21 protein-coding genes are annotated in these 20225 nt (G+C 43.3%); 5 read left to right on the forward strand and 16 right to left on the reverse strand.

Annotated elements, in window-relative coordinates; all coding sequences use genetic code 11:
• Nucleotides 1-119: 119 nt before the first annotated feature.
• On the forward strand, nt 120-2195 hold the full coding sequence (locus B3V56_RS00930; RefSeq protein ID WP_289283871.1) for an EAL domain-containing protein: 2076 nt from the start codon (nt 120-122) through the stop codon (nt 2193-2195).
• Entirely contained in the window at nt 2196-2531 is a 336-nt protein-coding gene (locus B3V56_RS00935) for a hypothetical protein (protein WP_289282806.1), read from the forward strand.
• Between the two features lie 27 nt (nt 2532-2558).
• Here B3V56_RS00935 and B3V56_RS00940 read toward each other — a convergent pair whose 3' ends face one another.
• From B3V56_RS00940 to B3V56_RS00965, 6 genes are all read right to left on the reverse strand, one after another.
• Entirely contained in the window at nt 2559-3365 is an 807-nt protein-coding gene (locus B3V56_RS00940; protein WP_289282807.1) for a quinoprotein dehydrogenase-associated SoxYZ-like carrier, read from the reverse strand.
• Between the two features lie 4 nt (nt 3366-3369).
• The gene (locus tag B3V56_RS00945; RefSeq protein ID WP_289283872.1) at nt 3370-4311 is read right to left on the reverse strand and encodes a quinoprotein relay system zinc metallohydrolase 2; all 942 of its coding nucleotides are present in this window, start codon (nt 4309-4311) and stop codon (nt 3370-3372) included.
• Nucleotides 4312-4353: 42 nt separating this feature from the next.
• Complete coding sequence (locus B3V56_RS00950) at nt 4354-4617, reverse strand: DUF4242 domain-containing protein (protein ID WP_289282809.1); 264 nt, start codon at nt 4615-4617, stop codon at nt 4354-4356.
• A gap of 61 nt (nt 4618-4678) precedes the next feature.
• Nucleotides 4679-5272 carry a TetR/AcrR family transcriptional regulator gene (locus B3V56_RS00955; RefSeq protein WP_289283873.1) on the reverse strand — a complete coding sequence of 198 codons (594 nt, stop codon included), beginning with the start codon at nt 5270-5272 and terminating at the stop codon, nt 4679-4681.
• Nucleotides 5273-5325: 53 nt separating this feature from the next.
• Entirely contained in the window at nt 5326-5781 is a 456-nt protein-coding gene (locus tag B3V56_RS00960) for a hypothetical protein (RefSeq protein WP_289281702.1), read from the reverse strand.
• Nucleotides 5782-6030: 249 nt separating this feature from the next.
• Nucleotides 6031-7713, reverse strand: a complete 1683-nt coding sequence (locus B3V56_RS00965) for a GAF domain-containing hybrid sensor histidine kinase/response regulator (protein ID WP_289283874.1) — start codon at nt 7711-7713, stop codon at nt 6031-6033.
• A 207-nt stretch (nt 7714-7920) separates the two neighbouring features.
• On the opposite strand from B3V56_RS00965, the gene B3V56_RS00970 reads away from it, so the two are divergent.
• Both B3V56_RS00970 and B3V56_RS00975 read left to right on the forward strand, forming a co-directional pair.
• Complete coding sequence (locus tag B3V56_RS00970; protein WP_286304803.1) at nt 7921-9330, forward strand: phospholipase D-like domain-containing protein; 1410 nt, start codon at nt 7921-7923, stop codon at nt 9328-9330.
• Nucleotides 9331-9363: 33 nt separating this feature from the next.
• The gene (locus B3V56_RS00975) at nt 9364-9639 is read left to right on the forward strand and encodes an Lrp/AsnC family transcriptional regulator (RefSeq protein WP_289281700.1); all 276 of its coding nucleotides are present in this window, start codon (nt 9364-9366) and stop codon (nt 9637-9639) included.
• A 1-nt stretch (nt 9640) separates the two neighbouring features.
• Here the strand turns inward: B3V56_RS00975 and B3V56_RS00980 are convergent, their stop codons facing one another.
• The 9 genes from B3V56_RS00980 to B3V56_RS01020 form a co-directional block, all read right to left on the reverse strand.
• The gene (locus B3V56_RS00980; protein WP_289281699.1) at nt 9641-10012 is read right to left on the reverse strand and encodes a hypothetical protein; all 372 of its coding nucleotides are present in this window, start codon (nt 10010-10012) and stop codon (nt 9641-9643) included.
• 336 nt (nt 10013-10348) lie between these two features.
• Nucleotides 10349-10864, reverse strand: a complete 516-nt coding sequence (fldB, locus tag B3V56_RS00985; RefSeq protein ID WP_286304807.1) for a flavodoxin FldB — start codon at nt 10862-10864, stop codon at nt 10349-10351.
• 104 nt (nt 10865-10968) lie between these two features.
• Nucleotides 10969-11751, reverse strand: a complete 783-nt coding sequence (locus B3V56_RS00990; RefSeq protein WP_289281697.1) for a hypothetical protein — start codon at nt 11749-11751, stop codon at nt 10969-10971.
• Nucleotides 11752-11856: 105 nt separating this feature from the next.
• The gene (locus B3V56_RS00995; RefSeq protein ID WP_289283875.1) at nt 11857-12303 is read right to left on the reverse strand and encodes a cupin domain-containing protein; all 447 of its coding nucleotides are present in this window, start codon (nt 12301-12303) and stop codon (nt 11857-11859) included.
• A 151-nt stretch (nt 12304-12454) separates the two neighbouring features.
• Complete coding sequence (locus tag B3V56_RS01000; RefSeq protein WP_289283876.1) at nt 12455-15562, reverse strand: efflux RND transporter permease subunit; 3108 nt, start codon at nt 15560-15562, stop codon at nt 12455-12457.
• A 15-nt stretch (nt 15563-15577) separates the two neighbouring features.
• Nucleotides 15578-16516, reverse strand: coding sequence for an efflux RND transporter periplasmic adaptor subunit (locus tag B3V56_RS01005; protein WP_289283877.1), 939 nt, complete (start codon nt 16514-16516; stop codon nt 15578-15580).
• A complete protein-coding gene (locus B3V56_RS01010) occupies nt 16509-17192 on the reverse strand; it encodes a TolC family protein (RefSeq protein ID WP_289283878.1) in 684 nt (227 codons plus the stop codon). The genes B3V56_RS01005 and B3V56_RS01010 overlap by 8 nt, the downstream gene beginning before the upstream one ends.
• Before the next feature lie 15 nt (nt 17193-17207).
• Nucleotides 17208-17816 carry a TolC family protein gene (locus tag B3V56_RS01015; RefSeq protein ID WP_289281928.1) on the reverse strand — a complete coding sequence of 203 codons (609 nt, stop codon included), beginning with the start codon at nt 17814-17816 and terminating at the stop codon, nt 17208-17210.
• Between the two features lie 67 nt (nt 17817-17883).
• On the reverse strand, nt 17884-18210 hold the full coding sequence (locus B3V56_RS01020) for a hypothetical protein (protein ID WP_289281927.1): 327 nt from the start codon (nt 18208-18210) through the stop codon (nt 17884-17886).
• A 70-nt stretch (nt 18211-18280) separates the two neighbouring features.
• On the opposite strand from B3V56_RS01020, the gene B3V56_RS01025 reads away from it, so the two are divergent.
• The gene (locus tag B3V56_RS01025) at nt 18281-19159 is read left to right on the forward strand and encodes an alpha/beta hydrolase (protein WP_289283879.1); all 879 of its coding nucleotides are present in this window, start codon (nt 18281-18283) and stop codon (nt 19157-19159) included.
• Between the two features lie 31 nt (nt 19160-19190).
• Here B3V56_RS01025 and B3V56_RS01030 read toward each other — a convergent pair whose 3' ends face one another.
• Nucleotides 19191-20153 (reverse strand): hypothetical protein, encoded by a 963-nt coding sequence (locus B3V56_RS01030; protein ID WP_289281925.1) that lies wholly within the window; start codon nt 20151-20153, stop codon nt 19191-19193.
• Nucleotides 20154-20225 lie beyond the last annotated feature (72 nt).

Genomic DNA, 20225 nt, shown 5'->3' on the forward strand with positions numbered 1-20225 from the left:
ATTAGGTTTTCACGCTTAAGTGATGATTTTTATAAATTTATGAGATATTGCACAGCTTTTTCACTGTGTTTATGTTTCAATTAGAAAAAACTTTTATAAAAGCTTTAGGGAGAAAGAGATTGAAACAACGAATGCTGTTATGGATAGTAGCAACACGTAATAGTTTTGTTTCTTTACTCCCGTTGACATTACTTCGTGTAACACTCGACTTACTTGTCTATTTCCCCTGGAATTCATACCAAACGTTTATGACGAACTTGTTTGGTGATGGTTGGAAAGAGCCATTAACTCAGATGACTCATCTTACGTTTAGTTTTTTTGCCTTGGCGCTGACAACCATTATTGCTGTTCAATTAGCCTATAAACTTAACAGTCGGAGCACATCTGAAACTGATGTGCCCACACCTCTAATGATTGCTATCAGCGCGGCCATAAATTTTATCGTTGTGTTGACTCTATTAGGCTATTCGGCTCTTAGTTTCAGTATCGAATCAATGATGCTTTCGATCATATTAGGCGTTGCAACCGCTGAATTAATCTCATGGTTGACACATAAACGTTTACCAGACTTATTACACCTATCCATCGAATCAGATACGGCTTTTTATAATGCCATGCGATTAACTCCGACCATTGTCCTTGTCGGGGTTTTCTTTTTTCTGCTTGCCGCTTTTCTTGCTGTATTGCCCGACTTCCCCGATGCGTACAATACAATGACAAGCTGGGCACAGAAAACAGGGTACGGTGCATGGGTGCTCAGCACACTCACCGTATTGATTAATCAAAGCTTATGGTTTGTCGGCATTCATGGTGGAATTGCTATTGAGTCATACCAGCAAGGGGCATTTTTTATTAATGATGTTGTTGCCATCAGTACTGATTGGGTAACACGGTCTGTTTACGAAAGCTTCGTTTTAATAGGTGGCTCAGGCGCAACCATGGGATTGGTTATCGCCATATTAGTGGCCACACGCACAGGTGTTCAAAATAAGGTCGCCAAAATTTCAGTTATACCTAGCCTCTTTAACATTAACGATATTTTGATTTATGGTTTACCTATCGTTCTTAACCCTCGGTATTTAACCCCCTTTTTCGCCGTGCCACTGATATTGATGGCAATATCATTGCTGGCCTTTCAATCAGGCTTGATTGACGTAGTCAATTCATCCGGTGCGACCTGGACTACACCACCTCTTTTATCAGCCTGGTTAATCACTGAGTCATGGTACGGTGTAGCATTACAACTACTGTCAATCGGTATGAGTACAGTGTTCTATCTACCCTTCGTTCGTAAAGCAGAGGTTTACAGACAGCAACAAGAACAACTGGCTTTTGAAGAAGCCACCAGTACTATCATTCACCATGGTCAGGCCAAACAGCAAATTATTAGCCGCCAAGACAAAGTCGGCATGATTGCCAGGGATCTGGTGTATGACCTGCGTCAGGCTATTTACCGCAATGAATTAACGGTTGTTTACGAACCTAAGCATCATCGTGCTGGTCACATTGTGGGCGTTGAAGCGCTGGTACGTTGGACACACCCACGCTACGGCTTTGTGTCCCCTGCCATGCTCGTGATGCTGGCAGAAGACAGTGGCGATATCAACAAACTAGGTAATTGGGTGTTTGAACAATGCTGCATCACTAAAGCCAAATGGAATAAAGAAGGCCATCATGCTCTGACGATGGCAATAAATATTTCACCACTCCAGCTCAATGATAATGCCTTGCCTGCATTTCTCACACGTTGTATTCAACAATACGGACTCAGTACGGATGAAATTGAATTAGAAATTACTGAGTCATCTGAAATTTCTGACTCGAAGCAAGTAGAAAAAATCTTACAGGAAATCAGTGATCTCGGTATTCATCTGGCCATGGATGATTTTGGTATGGGCTACTCATCGCTTTTACATATGCGTCGCTTTACTGTGAATGCGATTAAAATTGATGGGTCGATTACCCGGGATGTGCTAACGAACTCTACCAATGCCGATATTATCCGCACTATCAGTGCATTGGGTAAATCTCAGAAAGTCTCGGTTGTGGCTGAATATGTAGAAACGCTAGAACAAAGAGAGGCCCTAGTGGAAATGGGCTGTGATATATTCCAAGGCTACTATCATAGTCCCCCGTTAAAACCTGAAGATTGCCCTATGTATTTTTTAACTCACCGTATCGAAGGTGCTCAGTAAATGACAAGCGCTGCCAATACAGTCATGACCTTATATAACTGGAATATACTCATTCTTCCCAGTGGTGAGGAAATCTTTGTGGGTTTACGTCAACGGCCAGAAACCGTGCCGCCATTCAAGCCAGTGGATGAAGAAGATGAGTTACTGCCTTTTACATTACGCAATAGCAGTCCTATTAAAGAGTTTAATCAAGCCCAAGGCATAGGCTATACCGAGTCAGGTAAGCGTTATGTTGTGATAGGCCAAGCCAGCGATCCTACCGGCATGATTCAACTGAGCGTGAATCAGATGATGCCGGCTGAACAAATCAACTGGAAATTTCCATTTCATGACTGACTTTCCTGTCAGTCATTAATTACGTCATTAAATTTGTTTTTCTATTGTATAAACCTGTTTTTTATTATCTGTTACTTCTGCTTTCAGCACACCATGCCCTTCTTTGCCCGCCGGTAACACAAAACGCATGCTGGGATCTTCGCTAATAGAAATGCCTGTATCAATGGTCATTAACACTTCATCATCCAATGTTATCAGCATTTTTTCGACATAATGAGCGGGTATGTAACCACGGGTTTTTAAATCCATCTGTAAACCACTGTTGTTAGGGTGGCTGATGACCACCTGAACCGGTTTGGCTTGCTCCGTATCCCCATCACGATAACGAATCTGCATTTTGCCAAGTCTGGCCATTGCCGCTACCTGGTCTTTCGCTGCAGGAGCACTGCAACCACCAGACGCCTTAACAAACCGTTTCACCATATGCAGGCTGCCGTCATTCATTTCTGCTATGGCTCGAATATAGGTGTATTGATCGACCCGCATTCGTGTGGAAATATCCACCGTTTCTAATGCCGGTGATAAATGGAAGTTAGCCGAATATGGCATGGGGTTATTATCAATAAAAACGTGGAGATTTTTGATATACGAATTGGTCGTTTGTGGTTTCTTTGAAATAAGATGAATCGGCACTATCGCCGCATCTTCTGCTCTTTTCGGTGCCTCGATAATTAACCAGTCATCCGCATCTTCTAGAATGGTTTTATCTTCAAAGTAGATTTCTTTCAGGGTTTGCCATTGTTCTTCAGGCTCATCATCAGCCATGCTTAACCACGGCAAGAAGACTAAGCTCAATAAAGCAGCAAAGCCGAAATGTTTTAATAATATTTTCATTGTTCTATTCCCATTCCAGTTCGGTAAAAGCAGCGGTGATGTTGCGTTTATGATAATCATCAAATAACAACCACTTGCCCTTCTCACTCAGACCGACAGATTCGGTTGCTTCGTTGATGGTGCCCATATCATAAATAATGGCTCTGATTTGCTCTCTAATCGTACTGAAATAATGCGCTTCATCATCAAAGGCTTGTTGCCACTCTTCATGTTGAGCAGGTCCATGGCCGGGAATCACCGTATTTAACTTCATGGATTTAAGTGCTTCAATTGTGCTTAGCCAGCCATTAATACTGCCATCCAGGGCTGGAATCCGTTTTACAAAGAGTAGGTCGCCGGTCCATAAGGTTTTGGTTTTTTTATCCAGCACCGTCAGATCATTATCTGTGTGTGAGGTGGGATAGCTGGTCAGAACCAGTTCACGCTCACCCAAGTCAATAGTGATGGGGTCATCCACACTCACTAATTGGGTGGGCTCAATAAACTCTGTGCCTTCAAAGTGAGGCCCCAGAATGTCACTGAAACGGGTTTCATAAAACGATTTTCGGGCTTCGATTGCAGCTGGCATTTTATCGTTGCCAATAAAGGTTGCTTCAGTCTCTTTGAATGCTGCATTGCCTAAAAAATGATCCGGATGAGCATGCGTGTTGATGACATAACAAATCGGTAAATCACTTTTGTCGCGTATCGCTGCAAAAAGCGATTTCCCTTCAAGGTAACTGCCACCGGTATCAACTACGGCAATACACTTTTCACCGATGATAAAACCAGTATTGGCTATTTCACCTTTATTGTCCCGATTGGCATCTTCCTGAACACCCTGGTGATAATAAATACCCTCACTCACTTGTTTTACTGGGTATTCTTCCGCATTGACATTCAGCATCAACAGGGTACTAATGGCTAATGTCATGGCACTTAACGTGACTTTTGTTTTATTTTTCATTTCTCTCCCCTTTTTTATATAGGGTGTGTTTTTTCTCAGTATTTATTTTGGTTTAATCATATTTTTGACTTCTGAGATAGCGTTGGCAGGAAAACCACCTTGCTCTGCATGACGCAAGATTAAATCCTTACTTTCAGCTTTGTATACACAATAGATTTTATTATCTGTCACATAACTTTCTACCCACTCAATTTCCGGCCCCATCTCTCTTAAAATTGAACAGGATTTGTGCGTTATCTGGTCCAGATCATTATTGGTCAAATCACCTGCACCTGCAATTTCTCGCTCGATAATATATTTATTCATCTTATTACCTCTTAAAAATGACCGGTCGTCTTTATAACCGGCTGAAAAAAATCAACGTCATTTAACGTTGAAGAAAATAGTCGTCCAGTAATTGCGATAAACAACGTGATAACGGGGCTGTCGATCTTTCCACTTTCATATGCAGTAACGCGCCTTGCCATTGATCGAACAGCAGCATTGCCATGTTATCTGCAGACATATCATCACGAATAATACCTAAGGCCTGGCCTTCACTGAGTCCATGACTTATAAGCTGACAATAATCCGTGATCGCGGCGAGTAATGTCTGTCGGCATAACTCACTGGAGGTACTGATTTCTCCCATCATATCGCCTAGTAAACAACCACCGCTAAAATCAGAGTGTTCCAGATCAGTTATCAAAGAGTCGAAATACGCTTTTATAGCCTGATGACCATTTAAGTCTGAATTATCCAAAAAGCCTTGTAATCTGGAAATGAAAGGCGTGATGTAATGCGTAATTGCCTCGGATGTGAAATTTTCTTTACTATCAAAATAACTATAGAACGATCCTTTTGGCACCTTGACTGTGTCGAGTATCAGTTTGATGCCTGTTCCATGATAACCATGCTTCATCAGTAACTGAATGCCATGGTTAAGAATTTGTTCTTTTTTGATGTGTTTTTGTAATGTCATGAAGCAATAATATGACCGGTCGTCTTTAAGAGTCAAACTTTATACCATTATCGCTATGCTTTATCACGACACTCCCTTTCTTGCAGGCGTGCGTAGGCTTCAGCTTCATGATGAATATCACTGATTAGGCCTCGGTGAAGTGCTACTGAGATGGCATCCTGATTATGAAATCGCGCCCCTTGTTTGAAGAGTAAATCTAACAATTCACGCGCGGGCATATCGAGATATTTAGATAATTCCTGAGCTTCTTTTGATAGTTTGTCCAATACTTCAGGGTGTTGCTGTTGCACATTTAGGGTGGCGAGATTATCGATGATGGCCAGCTCTCGAATGGTTTCTTCACTTAAGCCATTGTCTTGAACAAACCTGAGACTGGTTAGGCCTGTTAGTTGATGAAATGTGTTTTGAACAAGATTTAAATCTGCATTCCTACCCGCTAAGGCGACTTTTAACCATTTCAGACGATGCCGTGCGAGAACAATCATACTTTTTTCAGTTTCTCTGCTCATGCTATTCGCTCCGCATTAAAACACAGTACTGTGTTATCACAAAACAGTCATTTATGACAAATTGCTTACACATTGCCATAAGCCATATTGTTTATTTTGAGATGCAATCACGAACAGACTCACAAAGAGCACACTAGATGAATATTGTGGCTAAAAAAAACAGAGATAAGGAGATTGCTTCTACCCTATTCTTTCACCAGCACTGGCGATCAAAACGATTTTATGAGGGCAGCAGCCCTATCTATAAATTTAGCGAGGGTGTGTACGCGTTGACCAATACACCATTTTTTCCAGCAACAAGTCGAGTTTAATAGGCTTAGCCATATAGTCACTCATTCCCGCTAATAAGCATTTTTCTTCATCACCTTTCATGGCATTCGCTGTTAAGGCGATGATGGGAATATCCTGATATTGTTCACCCAACTTACCATCTCGGATATGTTGAGTGGTGGTGTAGCCGTCCATGACGGGCATCTGGCAATCCATCAGAATCATTTTTATTGGCTCATAACTATCGAGCTCCGTTAACAGTTGACTGGCCTGCACGCCATTCTCAGCAGTCGTGAAATGGACATTTAAACGTGTCAGGAAAAACTCTAAAACCGAGCGGTTAGTTAGGTCATCATCCACAATTAAGACATGTATGTCAGACAGACTGGGTTGGTAGGTTGGTTGTTTATTTGCATCGGTGTGAGTTTGTTTAGACTCTGATTTGCTGATGCGTTTAAGCTTTATAGTGAAACTAAAGCAAGAACCTTTACCGACCTCACTTTCAACGGTAATACTTCCACCCATTAATTCGCATAGTTTTTTTGAAATCACTAAACCTAAACCGGTGCCACCGAAGCTTTTTGATGAGCTGTTATCTAACTGCTCAAAAGGTTCAAATAAACGGGACTGTTGTGTAGAACTGATGCCGATACCACTATCGATAACATGACATGACAAGGTGATATCGTCATCAGACTGCTCAATGAGACTGGCTTTTAGCTGAATATGGCCATGCTGAGTGAACTTATCAGCATTGCTAAGCAAGTTTAATAAGATTTGTTCTAGTCGTGTGGCATCACCATCGACGAATAAATCATCATTCCAGTCGACAGATAGATGGTAACTTTTATCGGTTTTCTTGCCCCGTAGACGAAAACTTTCAAATACGTCTTCGAATAGTTTGGTCAGGTTAAAGGCATCATGACGGATATGAACTTTATTGGCTTCCAGTTTAGAAAAGTCGAGAATGTCATTGATAATATTGAGTAGCAGTCTGGCACTTTTGCTGGCCAAATCCATATGTCGCTGTTGTTCGGTCGTTAATTCACTCCCTTGCAGAATATCCAGCATACCGATCACGCCCGCGATTGGACTACGCAGTTCATGTGTCATATTTGCCATAAATGCTGATTTTGCCTGGTTCGCCTGCTGCAGACGTTGGCCTGTTAAACGCATCTCAATTAATGATTCCACCTGATGAGCGAATAGCTGAAGTTGTTGTTTTTGCTGTTCGCTCAGTGTTCGTGGCTGACGGTCAATAATGCACAGCGTGCCTAATAGATGATGATGTTGATTATGTTTGTATCGGAGCGGAATACCTGCATAAAAGACAATATGCGGTGGTCCTGTCACTAGAGGGTTATCCTTAAAGCGGTCATCCTCATGTGCATATTCTACAATAAACGCTTGTTGATGAAAGATAGCATGACCACAAAAAGAAATATCTCTGCCGGTTTCGCAAACGTCTAAGCCCTGGATTGACTTGAACCACTGTCGTGATTCGTCAATCAAGGAAATGGCCACAATAGGCACAGAAAAAATATCCGCGACCAGTTCTGTCAAATTATCAAAAACAGCCTCGGGCTCCGAGTCTAGAATTTCCAGATTGTACAAAGCATTGAGGCGTTCTTGCTCATCGCTTGGTATTGCAGGTGCTTCCACTATGACCACCCTTCCATGTCTATGTATCTGAAATTTACTATAACAAAATCAAATAAGTAGAAAAAATCTCTTTGCATCCTTACACATTCCATCCTGATAAAACATAGGATATGGCTGCTCCATGATGATGTGAGAGGTATATCAAGCTTACATCGTTTTATCGCCAAGAGTTCGTTACTATGGGCGCTTGTCAATCAGGTTGTGAATATGGATATCGTCTATATATTTTTGTTAATTTTGCTACACGCTGGACCCGCCGCCTATAGTGTTTTTCACATCTTACTTTACAAACGTGACAGCCGTGCAGCACTGGGCTGGATTATGTCCTGTCTGTTTATTCCTTATGGTGGCCCCATCGCTTACTTTTTCTTCGGTGTGAATCGGGTAAGAAGCCGCGCTACCAGTATTAAACGACGTTTATTCAAAATTCCTTTTGAGTCTGGTTATGCCAAACGCTCAATACAGCACATTAATAGTTATGGTCTGGACAGTATTGGAGAGCGTATTACAGGAACCAAACTCACTCCCGGTAATGACGTCAGTATTTTTCATAATGGTGATGAAGCTTACCCTGCCATGCTTGAGGCGATAAAATCAGCAAAAAAACGTATTCTATTAATCACTTATATTCTTAAAACAGACCATACTGGTAATGAATTTATTGATGCCCTGAGTGAAGCCGTCAATCGTGGCATTGAAGTCAAAGTTATCATTGATGGCATTGGTGAGTGGTACTCCTGGAAAAAACCGTCTAAACGTCTGAAAGCACTCGGTATAGAAGTGGCTAAATTTACGCCGCCCAGGATTCTGCCACCTAATATCTATATCAATATGCGTAATCACCGCAAATTGTTGATTGTAGATAACACCACAGCCTTTGCCGGAGGCATGAATATCAGTGATGACCATCGACAAATGCCTATGCAGCCGCGCCGTATTACAGATATTCACTTCAGCTTCAACGGTCCGATAGTAAAAGATTTAATCGGTATTTTTTATGATGACTGGCTCATCGCCAGTCAAAGCAAAATGGACTGCCCATTTCCAGCTGCCGAACCTCAACCGGACGGCTACCACTGCCGGGTTATTCCAGAAGATCCAGATGAAGCAATGGACGCATTATCGTTAACACTGCAAAGCGTGATTTCTGCAGCGAAAAACACCGTAGATATCATGACGCCCTACTTTATCCCGAGTCGGGAAATGATTGCCTCACTACAGTCAGCATCTATGCGTGGAGTGCGCGTGCGGATTGTTTTACCCGCTAAAAATAATCTTATCTATATCCATTGGGCCAACCGAAACATGTTGACCGAGCTACTGTTATGGAATGTGGAAATATTTTATCAACCAGCCCCTTTTTGCCATAGCAAATTACTGTGTATTGATGATCATTACGCATTGGTAGGCTCTGCCAATATTGACCCACGAAGCCTCAGGTTGAATTATGAGTTAGGGGTTGAGATATTCTCGCATACAGTTAATAAAGAACTCACACAGCACTTTGATGAGATTATTGCTAAAAGTGAAGCCATCAGTGATAAGGATCTGGCAAACCGCAGTGTGCCTGTTAGACTACGTGACTCATTTATGAGCTTGTTATCCCCTTATTTATAAAAGATAGCCTCGTGCAACTGTCCGGAGAACCAAATGATTACCTCATTTATTTTGATTCAAACTGAACGTACAAAAATCACTGACGTCGCTGAAACCTTAGCTGATGTCAACGGTATCAGTGAAGTGTATTCTGTGAGCGGCAATTATGATCTCGTTGCCATTGCCCGCGTCAAAGACAATGATGAACTGGCTACCCTGGTAACCAGTAAAATTGTGGATATCGAAGCGATTACAAAAACAGAAACCATGCTGGCATTTCGTGTTTATAGCAAACATGATCTCGATTCGATGTTTTCTATCGGTCTCTGAGTCAACTCGCCGACATAGAGCCTGTGGCGACAGGCTCTTTTTTAGCATTATTTTTTTTCACAATCACCGTGCAAGTCATGCCGGCAGCCAGCAGCGTCTGTTCGGGAACCTCATCTAAAGCAATTCGCACAGGTATACGCTGCTCCAGACGAACCCAGTTAAAAGTCGGGTTTACATCCGCCACTAAATCACGACTCTTCGGGTTATCGCTGTCATAGATGCCTCTGGCAATACTCTCAACATGACCTGTCAGTATTTGGCCATTCATCAATTCAATATCGACAGGATCGTTTAATTTAAGCAAAGTCAGCTTTGTCTCTTCAAAGTAGCCATATACCCAGAAAGAATGTTTGTCGATCAAGGTCATCATCATCTTTACGCACCTTAAACAACCCTATAATCATAATTAACTTTAACTTTTAAATTATTGTATTAAATAGTTTATTTATTTTAGGAATAGACTTGGTCTACCAATCATGAACTCAGAGTCAGAGCCAATCTTACTTTGCCTTAGCATAATCGATTAAGCTATCACTAGACAGCACTTCTGTACCTTATCCCCTCTTTTTGCTAGGTACTATGTTGTGGATGAACCCCATTTCTGGCTGGATTTTTTGTATCGACATTTGCCCTTCAGAGTGGCTTACGATGATAAGAATTTCGTTTTCTAAGAAAATCGGCCCCAAACCTGGGGCGTACTGGAAAACGATTAGGCAGCTTTTAACAAACTCGATTTGAGTTGTTCGCACCATTGTTCAAGTCTACCTTCAGTCAACTCGGGTTGGCAGTCTTCATCCAGAGCCAAACCGACAAAAAACTGCTTATCTGCGGTTAAGGCTTTTGAGGCATCAAACTCATACCCCTCAACAGGCCAATGCCCGATAACTTTGGCGCCTTTGGCCACCACTTTGTCATGCAACATGCCCATGGCATCCTGAAACCATTCGGCATAGGCAAATTGATCGCCCATCCCCAAAAACGCCACAGTTTTACTGGAAAAGTCAGTATCATCAATTTCATCCCAGACATCCTGCCAATCTGCCTGAACCTCGCCGTAATCCCAGGTTGGAATGGCAAAAATGATATGGTCAAAAAACTCCAGCGCCGCCAGCCCGACGTCTTTCACATCAAATAGCTCAACCTGATCTTCACCAAGAATTTTCGCTATTTTCACGGCTGCATCTGAGGTATTACCAGTGGTTGAACCATAAATAACTGCAATCATTACTCACCTACTTGCATTGAATTAACATATGCAAATGATATTCATTATTATTTAATAATTCAATAGGCAATCGTCCTGGGAATAAACCAGCGAGTATTGTCCTACTACAATTGCGGGCTTCTTGTACCAGCTTGTCGCGCTTCAATGGCTTCTTGTTTTAGCTCACCGACCCATTCCATTGCCGCTTCATAAGCATTGACCCAAGTGGGTACATCCACCATGGTGGCCGTGATATGGCTAGCGGGCTGTTCATCCATGCTGCCAAACTGAAAGCTCATCCAATTCGCACACTCATCCAGACTTTTCACTTCCGGGTTACGGAAATCATTGACTTGATAACGACTCCCCTCTTTGTTGAATACCAGCCCCATGATCGTATCTGCATTTAATGTGCGGGGTGGCGTAATTTGTGTACTGGACGCCCCTAAACAATTGATTTTGCCTTGTGGGAAAATCCAGTCCAGAGGTCCGGCATTATCAAAGGGTTGACCATATTGGTTTATCAAAGACTGGCGAAAGACAGCCACGCTAAGCGGATCAACATCGTTTTGTCTGACGCGATGAATGGCGACTAAGCGACCTGCTTTAGGCAAGGGGGTGAATACCAGTTTAAAACTATCTGCCTTGCTCTGACCTTGCTCGGTTTCTTCAATATGGGCTGAAAGGCTATGAATAAAACTGGGCGTTTTATGGTTTTTTGCGCCATCACTGTACGTGTAATATTGCTTTTCTTCTTCTATCGCACTGGCATTCACACCGTAATCCAGTAAAGCACCTTTAGCCTCGTCAATGCTCATGCCAAGCTGCAGGCCGGCCATATCCACATCATCTGCCAATGCAGAACAGCTAAACAATATAGCTGCAAAATAGGGTATAAACGTTTTCATATTCTGTTCCTCAATGGGATGGATAAATCTGGGCTGACGATATAAAACAATTTATCGACAATGACAATATCCCTTTTATCATAATCCTCATTGAGGCATAAAACGTTACGCGGATAAGGCAGATTGTTGTGCCTGATAGAGTCCTTCAAATTCATTCATCGTAAAAACAGCCAGGATATTTAGCTCATCATCGAGGATTTCATACATCGGTCCTTCTGTACCGCGAATACTAAATAAAACTACCGTATCTTCATCGCCACCACATTCTCTATGTGGCTCATTATCAGCTTGGCTTATGGTATATGAGCCGGTTGGACGTTTTTCTTTTAAGGTACCATCAGCATGATACAGACAGTGCTCCCCCTGAAAAACAAAGGTGTGATTAACCGCACAGTGGCGATGTAACACGATGGGATCATTGGCTGCGAATTTAAATAGCACTTCTACCACTTTATTGTCCCGATCAACATCCAACACCGAATATTGAAAATTGTCGAACACCTCAAGTCGTTGCCAGTGGATGTGTTGATCATTAAATTGGTGTAGTTGCATTTCTCTCTCCTTTTTATTTATATGTCAGTGACATACATCAACTCTAACGATGAGAACACATGCTACGCCAGCGATATTTGCCTGCGTAAAAGCAGGACTTTTACCCATAATACAATCAGGGCTAACCATTCAGCCCTGATTGTATTTTTATCTAACGGTTACGATGATGTACTAAGTGGTATAAAGCCGGTAGTACAATAAGGGTAAGTAAGGTGGATGACACAATACCGCCGATAACCACCGTCGCTAAGGGCCGTTGTATTTCTGCACCGGTGCCTGTATTCAACGCCATTGGCACAAAACCAAGGCTGGCTACTAACGCGGTCATCATGACTGGACGCAAACGGCACATTGCCCCATCCACAATCGCTTGATAGAGATCGCCGTGTTGTTGCCAATGATCACGAATAAATGACAACATCACCAGACCATTCAATACAGCAATACCAGACAGTGCAATAAAACCAACAGCCGCTGAAATCGACAGCGGCATATCCCTGATTTGTAAAACCATCATGCCTCCCGTTAATGCCAATGGAACACCGGTAAAGATAATCGCGGCATCCTTTATTGACCCCAACATAGTCACCAGTAATAACAAAATACCGAATAACGTTACCGGGACTACAATCGCTAAGCGCTGACTGGCCGAGGCTAACTGTTCAAAGGTCCCCCCGAACTCCAGCCAGTAACCGTCAGGTAATGTCAGCTGTTGATCGAGCTTCTGCTGAGCTTCCTGCACAAAGGATCCCAGATCACGCTCTCTGACATTGGCTGTGACGACAACACGGCGTTTCGCGTTTTCACGCGAGATCTGGCTCGGCACATCGACAAGTTTAACTGTCGCTACCTCAGATAAAGGCACATAACTACTGGATGGTAATGCAATCGGTAGCTCACCTAATGACGCGATATTCTGACGCTGTTCATCATCTAGTCTGATTACTAGTTTAAAACGTCGATCACCTTCATAGATTAACCCTGCCTCCTGGCCGCCAATAGCTGTAGCTAACATTGTCTGTAAGCTATCCACACTGAGTCCATAACGAGACAGCGCTAAACGTTTGGGTTCCACTGATACCATCGGTAAACCACTGACTTGTTCCAGTCTGGCATCCGCTTGGCCGGGTATATCTCTGATAATAGTTAAAATGGATTGAGCTGATGTTTTGAGTTTATCCAGATCATCACCAAACACTTTAATGGCCACATCCGCCCTGACTCCTGAGATAAGCTCATTAAAGCGCATCTCGATCGGTTGGGTGAATTCATAGTTATTGCCAGGTAAGGCCTTTGCAGCTGCCTCGATTTGTTTGATGAGTTCAGACTTTGGCAATGCCGGGTTGGGCCAGTCTTTTCTTGGCTTTAATATCAGAAATGTATCAGCCACATTCGGCGGCATCGGATCGGTCGCCACTTCTGGCGTGCCGATTTTGGCAAAGACGCTGTCTACCTGTGGAAACTGTTTCAGCCGTTGTTCGAGCACTTCCTGCATATCTATCGATTGCTGCAGACTGGTCCCCGTAGTGCGTAAGGCATGTAAGGCAATATCCCCTTCATTGAGCTGAGGAATAAACTCTGTGCCCATTTTCGATGCTAGTGTCAGTGAAAAGAGCACCAAAACGAGCGCAGCAAACATCACCAGCCAACGTAACTTCAGACTCCATATCAATACTGGTCTATAAATCGACTTAGTGGCAGTAATAATCAGACTTTCGCTCTCCTTGACTTTGCCTTTCATGAACACAGCCACGGCTGCAGGTACGATAGTCAGTGACATTACCATTGCTGCCAGTAAGGCCAGCACCACTGTCGCCGCCATCGGTTCAAACATCTTGCCCTCCACCCCAGTCAAGGTGAATAAGGGGATATACACCAAGGTGATAATCAATACCCCAAACAAGCTAGGTCGAATCACCTCATTGGTAGCATCAAATACCACAGCCAGCCGTTCATTCAATGGTAATGCTGTAGCGCGGCCAGACTGAGCCAGTGATAAACGCCGTACGCTGTTTTCCACAATAATCACGGCACCATCGACAATCAGGCCAAAATCCAGTGCGCCAAGACTCATTAGGTTCGCTGAGATTCCGGCCTGAACCATGCCGGTGATGGTTGCCAACATGGCAAGTGGTATCACAGCAGCAGTGATTAGTGCAGCGCGAATATTACCCAGTAATAAAAACAACACTACAACGACTAATAATGCGCCTTCCAGCAAGTTTTTCTGCACAGTAGCAATGGCTTTATCCACCAAGGTGGTTCTGTCATAGACCGCTTCAGCAATAACGCCGTCAGGTAAGGTCGCCTGAATCTTACTTAACTCCGTAGCAACCCGTTTGGCAACCTCACGTGAGTTCTCCCCTATCAGCATCATTGCCGTACCCATTACCGTTTCCTGACCATTCTGAGTGGCGGCACCGGTTCTGAGGGTTTTACCAATGGCAACATCAGCGATATCCATGATCTTGATGGGTGTGCCTGACATCTGCTTTACCACCACTTGTTGAATATCATCGATGGTTTTTAACTGGCCCGGTGAACGCACTAATAGTTGCTGTCCGTAACGCTCGATATAACCAGCACCACGATTACTATTGTTTGCTTTTAATGCCTGATGGATGTCGCCAAAACTGATACCGAACTCCAGCATTTTTTGTGGATCAGGCTGAATGTGATACTGCTTGGCATAGCCGCCTACCGTATTCACCTCGGTAATACCTGGCACACGTGTTAGACGAGGCTGAATAATCCAGTCTTGTATTTCACGTAATGCGGTCAGATCATACGGCTGTCCATTTTCCTGTCGGGCTTCTGGATGGGCCGAAACGGTATAAACAAAAATCTCACCCAGTCCGGATGCAATCGGCCCCATTTCCGGTTCCAGACCATCAGGTAGTTCATTCTTGATGCTAGCCAGGCGGTTATTCAGCAGATTTCGGGCAAAATATAAATCTGTGCCCTCTTTGAATACCACGGTGACCTGCGATAAACCATAACGAGAAATCGATCGTGTATACGACAGTTGAGGAATACCTGCCAACGCACGTTCGACGGGATAAGTAATACGTTGTTCGGTTTCTAGCGGTGAATATCCCTCTGCTTTGGTATTAATCTGTACCTGTACATTAGTGATATCCGGTACCGCATCAATCGGTAAATGCTGATAGCTCCAGGCACCGGCGGCTATCAGTACGATGATTAGTGACAATATAAAACCACGTCGCTCAATGGAGAAACGTAATAGTGAAGTAATCATAACGTCTCCTTGAGTTTAGTGGCTGTGCTCAGCGCCGTCTTTTTCAAGATCTGCTTTTATCAGATAACTGTTTTCAGTCACTATTTGCTGACCGGCATTGAGGCCTGACAGCACTTCTGCGTACTGTGCGTCCTGAATACCCAGCGCAACTGGCTGAGGTTTATAAACGTCCCCCTCCTTGATAAAAGCGACTGTTTTGTTTTCATATTGCTGCAAGGCAGATAATGGGACACGGACTTTAACTTCGCGCTTATCAATAAGGACCTGCCCCCCCACCAGCAAACCAGGAAACCAGTCATCATCAGGATTTTTGAATTTCACTCTGGCGATTCTAAATGGCTCACCATCAGTATTTGGCAGAAGCTGGGAAATAACAGAATGGGTTTGCATATCATCGCTCTGTAAAATCACTGTTTGCTTTGCTTTAACCTGACTCGCCTGAGAAGGAAACACCTTGAGCTCGGCCCATAAGGTCGATGTATCGGTAATCGTAAACAAAGTCTGCTCAGAGACGACTTCACCGGCATTGGCATGTTTGGCTATCACACTGCCTGACAATGGCGCGGTGACATTGTAGGTCTGCAAGCTGCTATTCGACTCTACGCTGGCTAATACCTGACCTTTTTTGACCGTATCACCATACTCAACATACACACGCGTTATTCGTCCGGCGAATCGGGCCGTCACATGGCTGGTATGTTCAGGAGACAGGGTCACGATACCGTATAGGGTGAGTGTTTTGCTAATATCACCACCACTGACAATGGCTGTCGAGATGGCATTTAATGAAGCCATGTCCTCGTCAATATGACTGACTTCTTCATCATGATGACCAGCGTGTTCATGTTCATGCTTATCTTCATCGGCAAAAGCGGTCTTTACAGATAACAGCGCCCAGATAGAAAACACGATGAACATTAAACAGTAAGGAAAGGTTATATCTCGCTTATTCATAACTTGTCCCCTCAGTTTTTTGATCGATTAACAACGGCTCAGCTGTCAGCTGTTCAATTTCCGCCGCCAGCAGTAAGGCATCAGCTGATGCCTCAATAAGATCTCGCTTGGCATTCAGCAGCTCTTGTCTAGCTGTCAGGAAATCAAGGTAGCTATACAAGCCCCGCTGATAAGCTGTTTTGGTTTGAGTTAAGGCGTCGGTCAACTGTGGGATGATGGATTGACGCAAGGTTGTGGCCGAGGTAATGGCCTGCTCCCGTGCTGTATATGCCTGATATAGTTGTGTATGTATACGCAGCAGAAAGTCTTGTTGGCGAAACATTATTTCATTTCTTGCTGCCAATGCTGATTTCACTGCTGACTCAGCACGTTTTTCTGCAAATAACGGCACAGAAAACCCTGCTACCAACGCAGATTCATCAATATCAGCACTTCGCCTAATACCCACAGACCAATCGATATCGGCCTGCTGTTGGGTTTTTGCCAGACGAATTTCAGATTCTTTTAAACGTGTTTCAGCAGCAAAAAATGCCAGCGACGGATTATTTTTGACCCGTTCGAATAGTGACTCAAACGATCTACTGCTGCCGTAATCAAACAGTGATCCAGCTACGTTATTGAATTGTGGCTGCATCTCTCCCCATAGATTAGCCAAAGCCATTTTATGGGCATGCATTCGCTGTTCGACACGTCAGACATTTAATCTGGCCTGCTCAACGGCGGCCACTGCACGGGCATAATCAGCTTTAGGCGCAATCGCAGCCCTGACACGTTTATTGACTTCATCAGCCGTGGCTTGAGCAAGAGAGACTTCTTCTTTAGTAAGCTGTATTCGCTGTTTATCAATCAATAACTGAATATAATTTTTGGTAACCGTACTGAGTAAATCAAGCGAAGCAATCTGTTTTTTTATTTGCGTTAATGCCAGCTTTTGATCAACCACATCAACCCTAGCTTGTTTTTTTCCACCTAGCTCCAGCACAGAAGATAAAGACACCGTGAGCTCAGCCGATTTCGTGCCACTTAGCTGACCTGTACCAGCCACGTTCTCCAGTTCAGCACCTATGCGATAAGACGGTGATAGCTGGGCTGTTTCACGCTCAGCTTGCAGGCCTTGTTCACGAACCGGAAAGATATTGAGTGAGGGATTCTGATTTAAGGTTTTTTTAATGGCTTGCACTAATGTCAATGTCGTGTTTGTTGCAGCATGGGCCTGAAACGACACAATAAACAGACTGAAAGCAACATACAGGCACAGACGCAAAAATGGCGTTTGCCCATCTAAATAAATGAGTTTCATGATAGGAATCCTGAAATAAATACTCTTTCATCACGCATAGGTGATGAGCGGAAGTGTTAAATCAGAATCAGGCTTTCGGAGGGCGGTACATAGAGCTGACGGAACCCGATGCATGTATGTATTGGTACGGACTGAAAAAAGTGTCTTTAAATAAAGACAGCGGTAAGTTCACCACATGCGGCACAGCCACAAAATGCACACAATGACTGTGACCACACTGATGTTGGTCGGCATCCATATGGACTGAATCCGGACTATCATCGGCGATAGGATCGATGAGACTGTGATTATCCTGCTCATCAAAAATAATATGATGTACATCAGCCGCGACAATGACTGTTTGCAGCACCATCATCATAATCAAGCTGTATAGAAAGGATTTGATGTTCATCATGTCTGATAGCATAACGTAAACTTACGTTCAGATGAAATAGCTAGCTGACACCTAATCAAAGGATGAAAAGATGACATTCAAGATAGTACTGACTGTTTGCTTGTTTTTGTTAATAAAGCCGGTGCTGGCTGCTGAAGATGATATCAAAATGATACGTGATCTGGCCTATGGTAATTCGCCTTTACAGACCATGGATGTCTATCTACCCGCAAATGCAAAAGATGCCCCTATTCTATTATTAATCCACGGTGGTGCCTGGCAATTTGGTGATAAACGCAGCACAGGATTAATCAAAAACAAAGTGAATCGCTGGGTAAAGAAAGGCTTTATTCTCGTTTCGACTAATTACCGTTTGGTCCCAGAAGTCGATCCCATCACTCAGGCTAAAGATATTGCCGCTGCCATTCACACCATACAAACCCAGGCCGAGCAGTGGCACGGTGATGCTGACAAAATGATGGTTTTGGGTCACTCAGCAGGTGCACATTTGCTCGCGTTATTGACCAGCCATGAAACACTGATGCAAGAGGCCAATATACGACCTTGGTTAGCCAGTTTTGTTATTGATAGCCAGGTATTGGATTTAGTCGCTTTAATGCAGCAAAAACATGTGGAATTCTATGATGAGGCCTTTGGTAAACAAGAACATTACTGGCAGCAGGCATCCCCGATTAATCATGTGGACGGTGATGAAATCCCGATGTTTGTTGTCTGTTCTCTTCAACGTGAATACGCCTGTGACAGTTCCGCCCGTTTTGTAAACACACTTCATCAGGTCGGTAGTCAAGCTGAACTGCTGCAATTAGATCTGACACATGATGAGACACTTGAAGACATTGGTTTAAATAATATCTACACTCAAACGATAGAAAACTATATGTCTGCTCTCCACCCTCAGATCAAAAATAGATTGATTCACTCAGATAAGAAAAATCCACCAACACCTTAGCCCTACTCACTGCGGTGTTGGTGGAGAACGTTTATTTGCCTTTAATTTTCAGCTCGAGTTGCTCTTCAAGCTCATCGCTATCTTTAGCAAAGGCGGCAAGCTTTTGGATATCGATTAAAGTCATAGGTTGTTTAGGCGTTATGTCTATCTTGAACTTATGAAGATCCTCCACAAAGTCTTCCATAGCCTCATAAAACATTTGCTCTGCAGGTTGGCGTGAGGTCTCAGCTTTTTTCTTAAGTTGATCAGTCAGCTGAGCTTGATAGGCCTTTTCAGTGACATTCATCTGCTTGGCGATGTTTTCCATCATCAGATCAAAGGTATTGTCTTCTTCTTTAATCTCAAGCTGGAAATGATGAATAAGTGCTCGTTGCATACCACCCAACATCAATACCACGGGATCCAGTGGCATATTCTCTATTTCCGCTTTGACTTCCAGCTTTGCCACTTTATTCAGTTCCGATTTCAGCGTGATATCGATAAATGAAAGCGTATTCTCTTTGGCTGGTTCATAATCATATTCTAGGTAAAAATCCGTGGTGGGTTTACCTTCAGTAACCTGGTCCACCACTTGATAAAATGCTTTTTCAACGGGTTTGTAACTTTGCTGAGCTAGCTGTTTAAAATCAACTTCTGTGGCTATGCGGTGTAAGGTAACTTCAAGATGAGGAGGTAACTGAGAATTGTTCAGCGAGCTTAACCCTGCTTTGCTATCCACCGTCACCGACTCAATACTGATCATTTTAGGTGTGGGTGTTTGAGTCATACCTGAAAGACCCGATGTATCGATACTCACATTCTTTAATGTCACCGCATTAGAGAAAAGTGATGTGTCCAGCGTGCCGTATTTAATGGTGCTTGTGCCATCAAACTGCATCAGTTCCATATCAATGCGTTCTTTGATTACTTCATGTTTTTTATAATCCGCATAAAAATAACCTGACACAACAGCCAGCCCGACCAGGCTGCCAAGGATAAGATGTTTTTGTTTCATTAAAGTCCTTAAGATGAAATGTGAATGGTGATAGCGCTAGACAGCATGACAGAGACATTGCGCCTTTTTATA

Origin of the sequence: Methylophaga sp. UBA2513 (assembly GCF_002341285.1) — a bacterium.
GTDB classification, from domain to species: domain Bacteria; phylum Pseudomonadota; class Gammaproteobacteria; order Nitrosococcales; family Methylophagaceae; genus Methylophaga; species Methylophaga marina.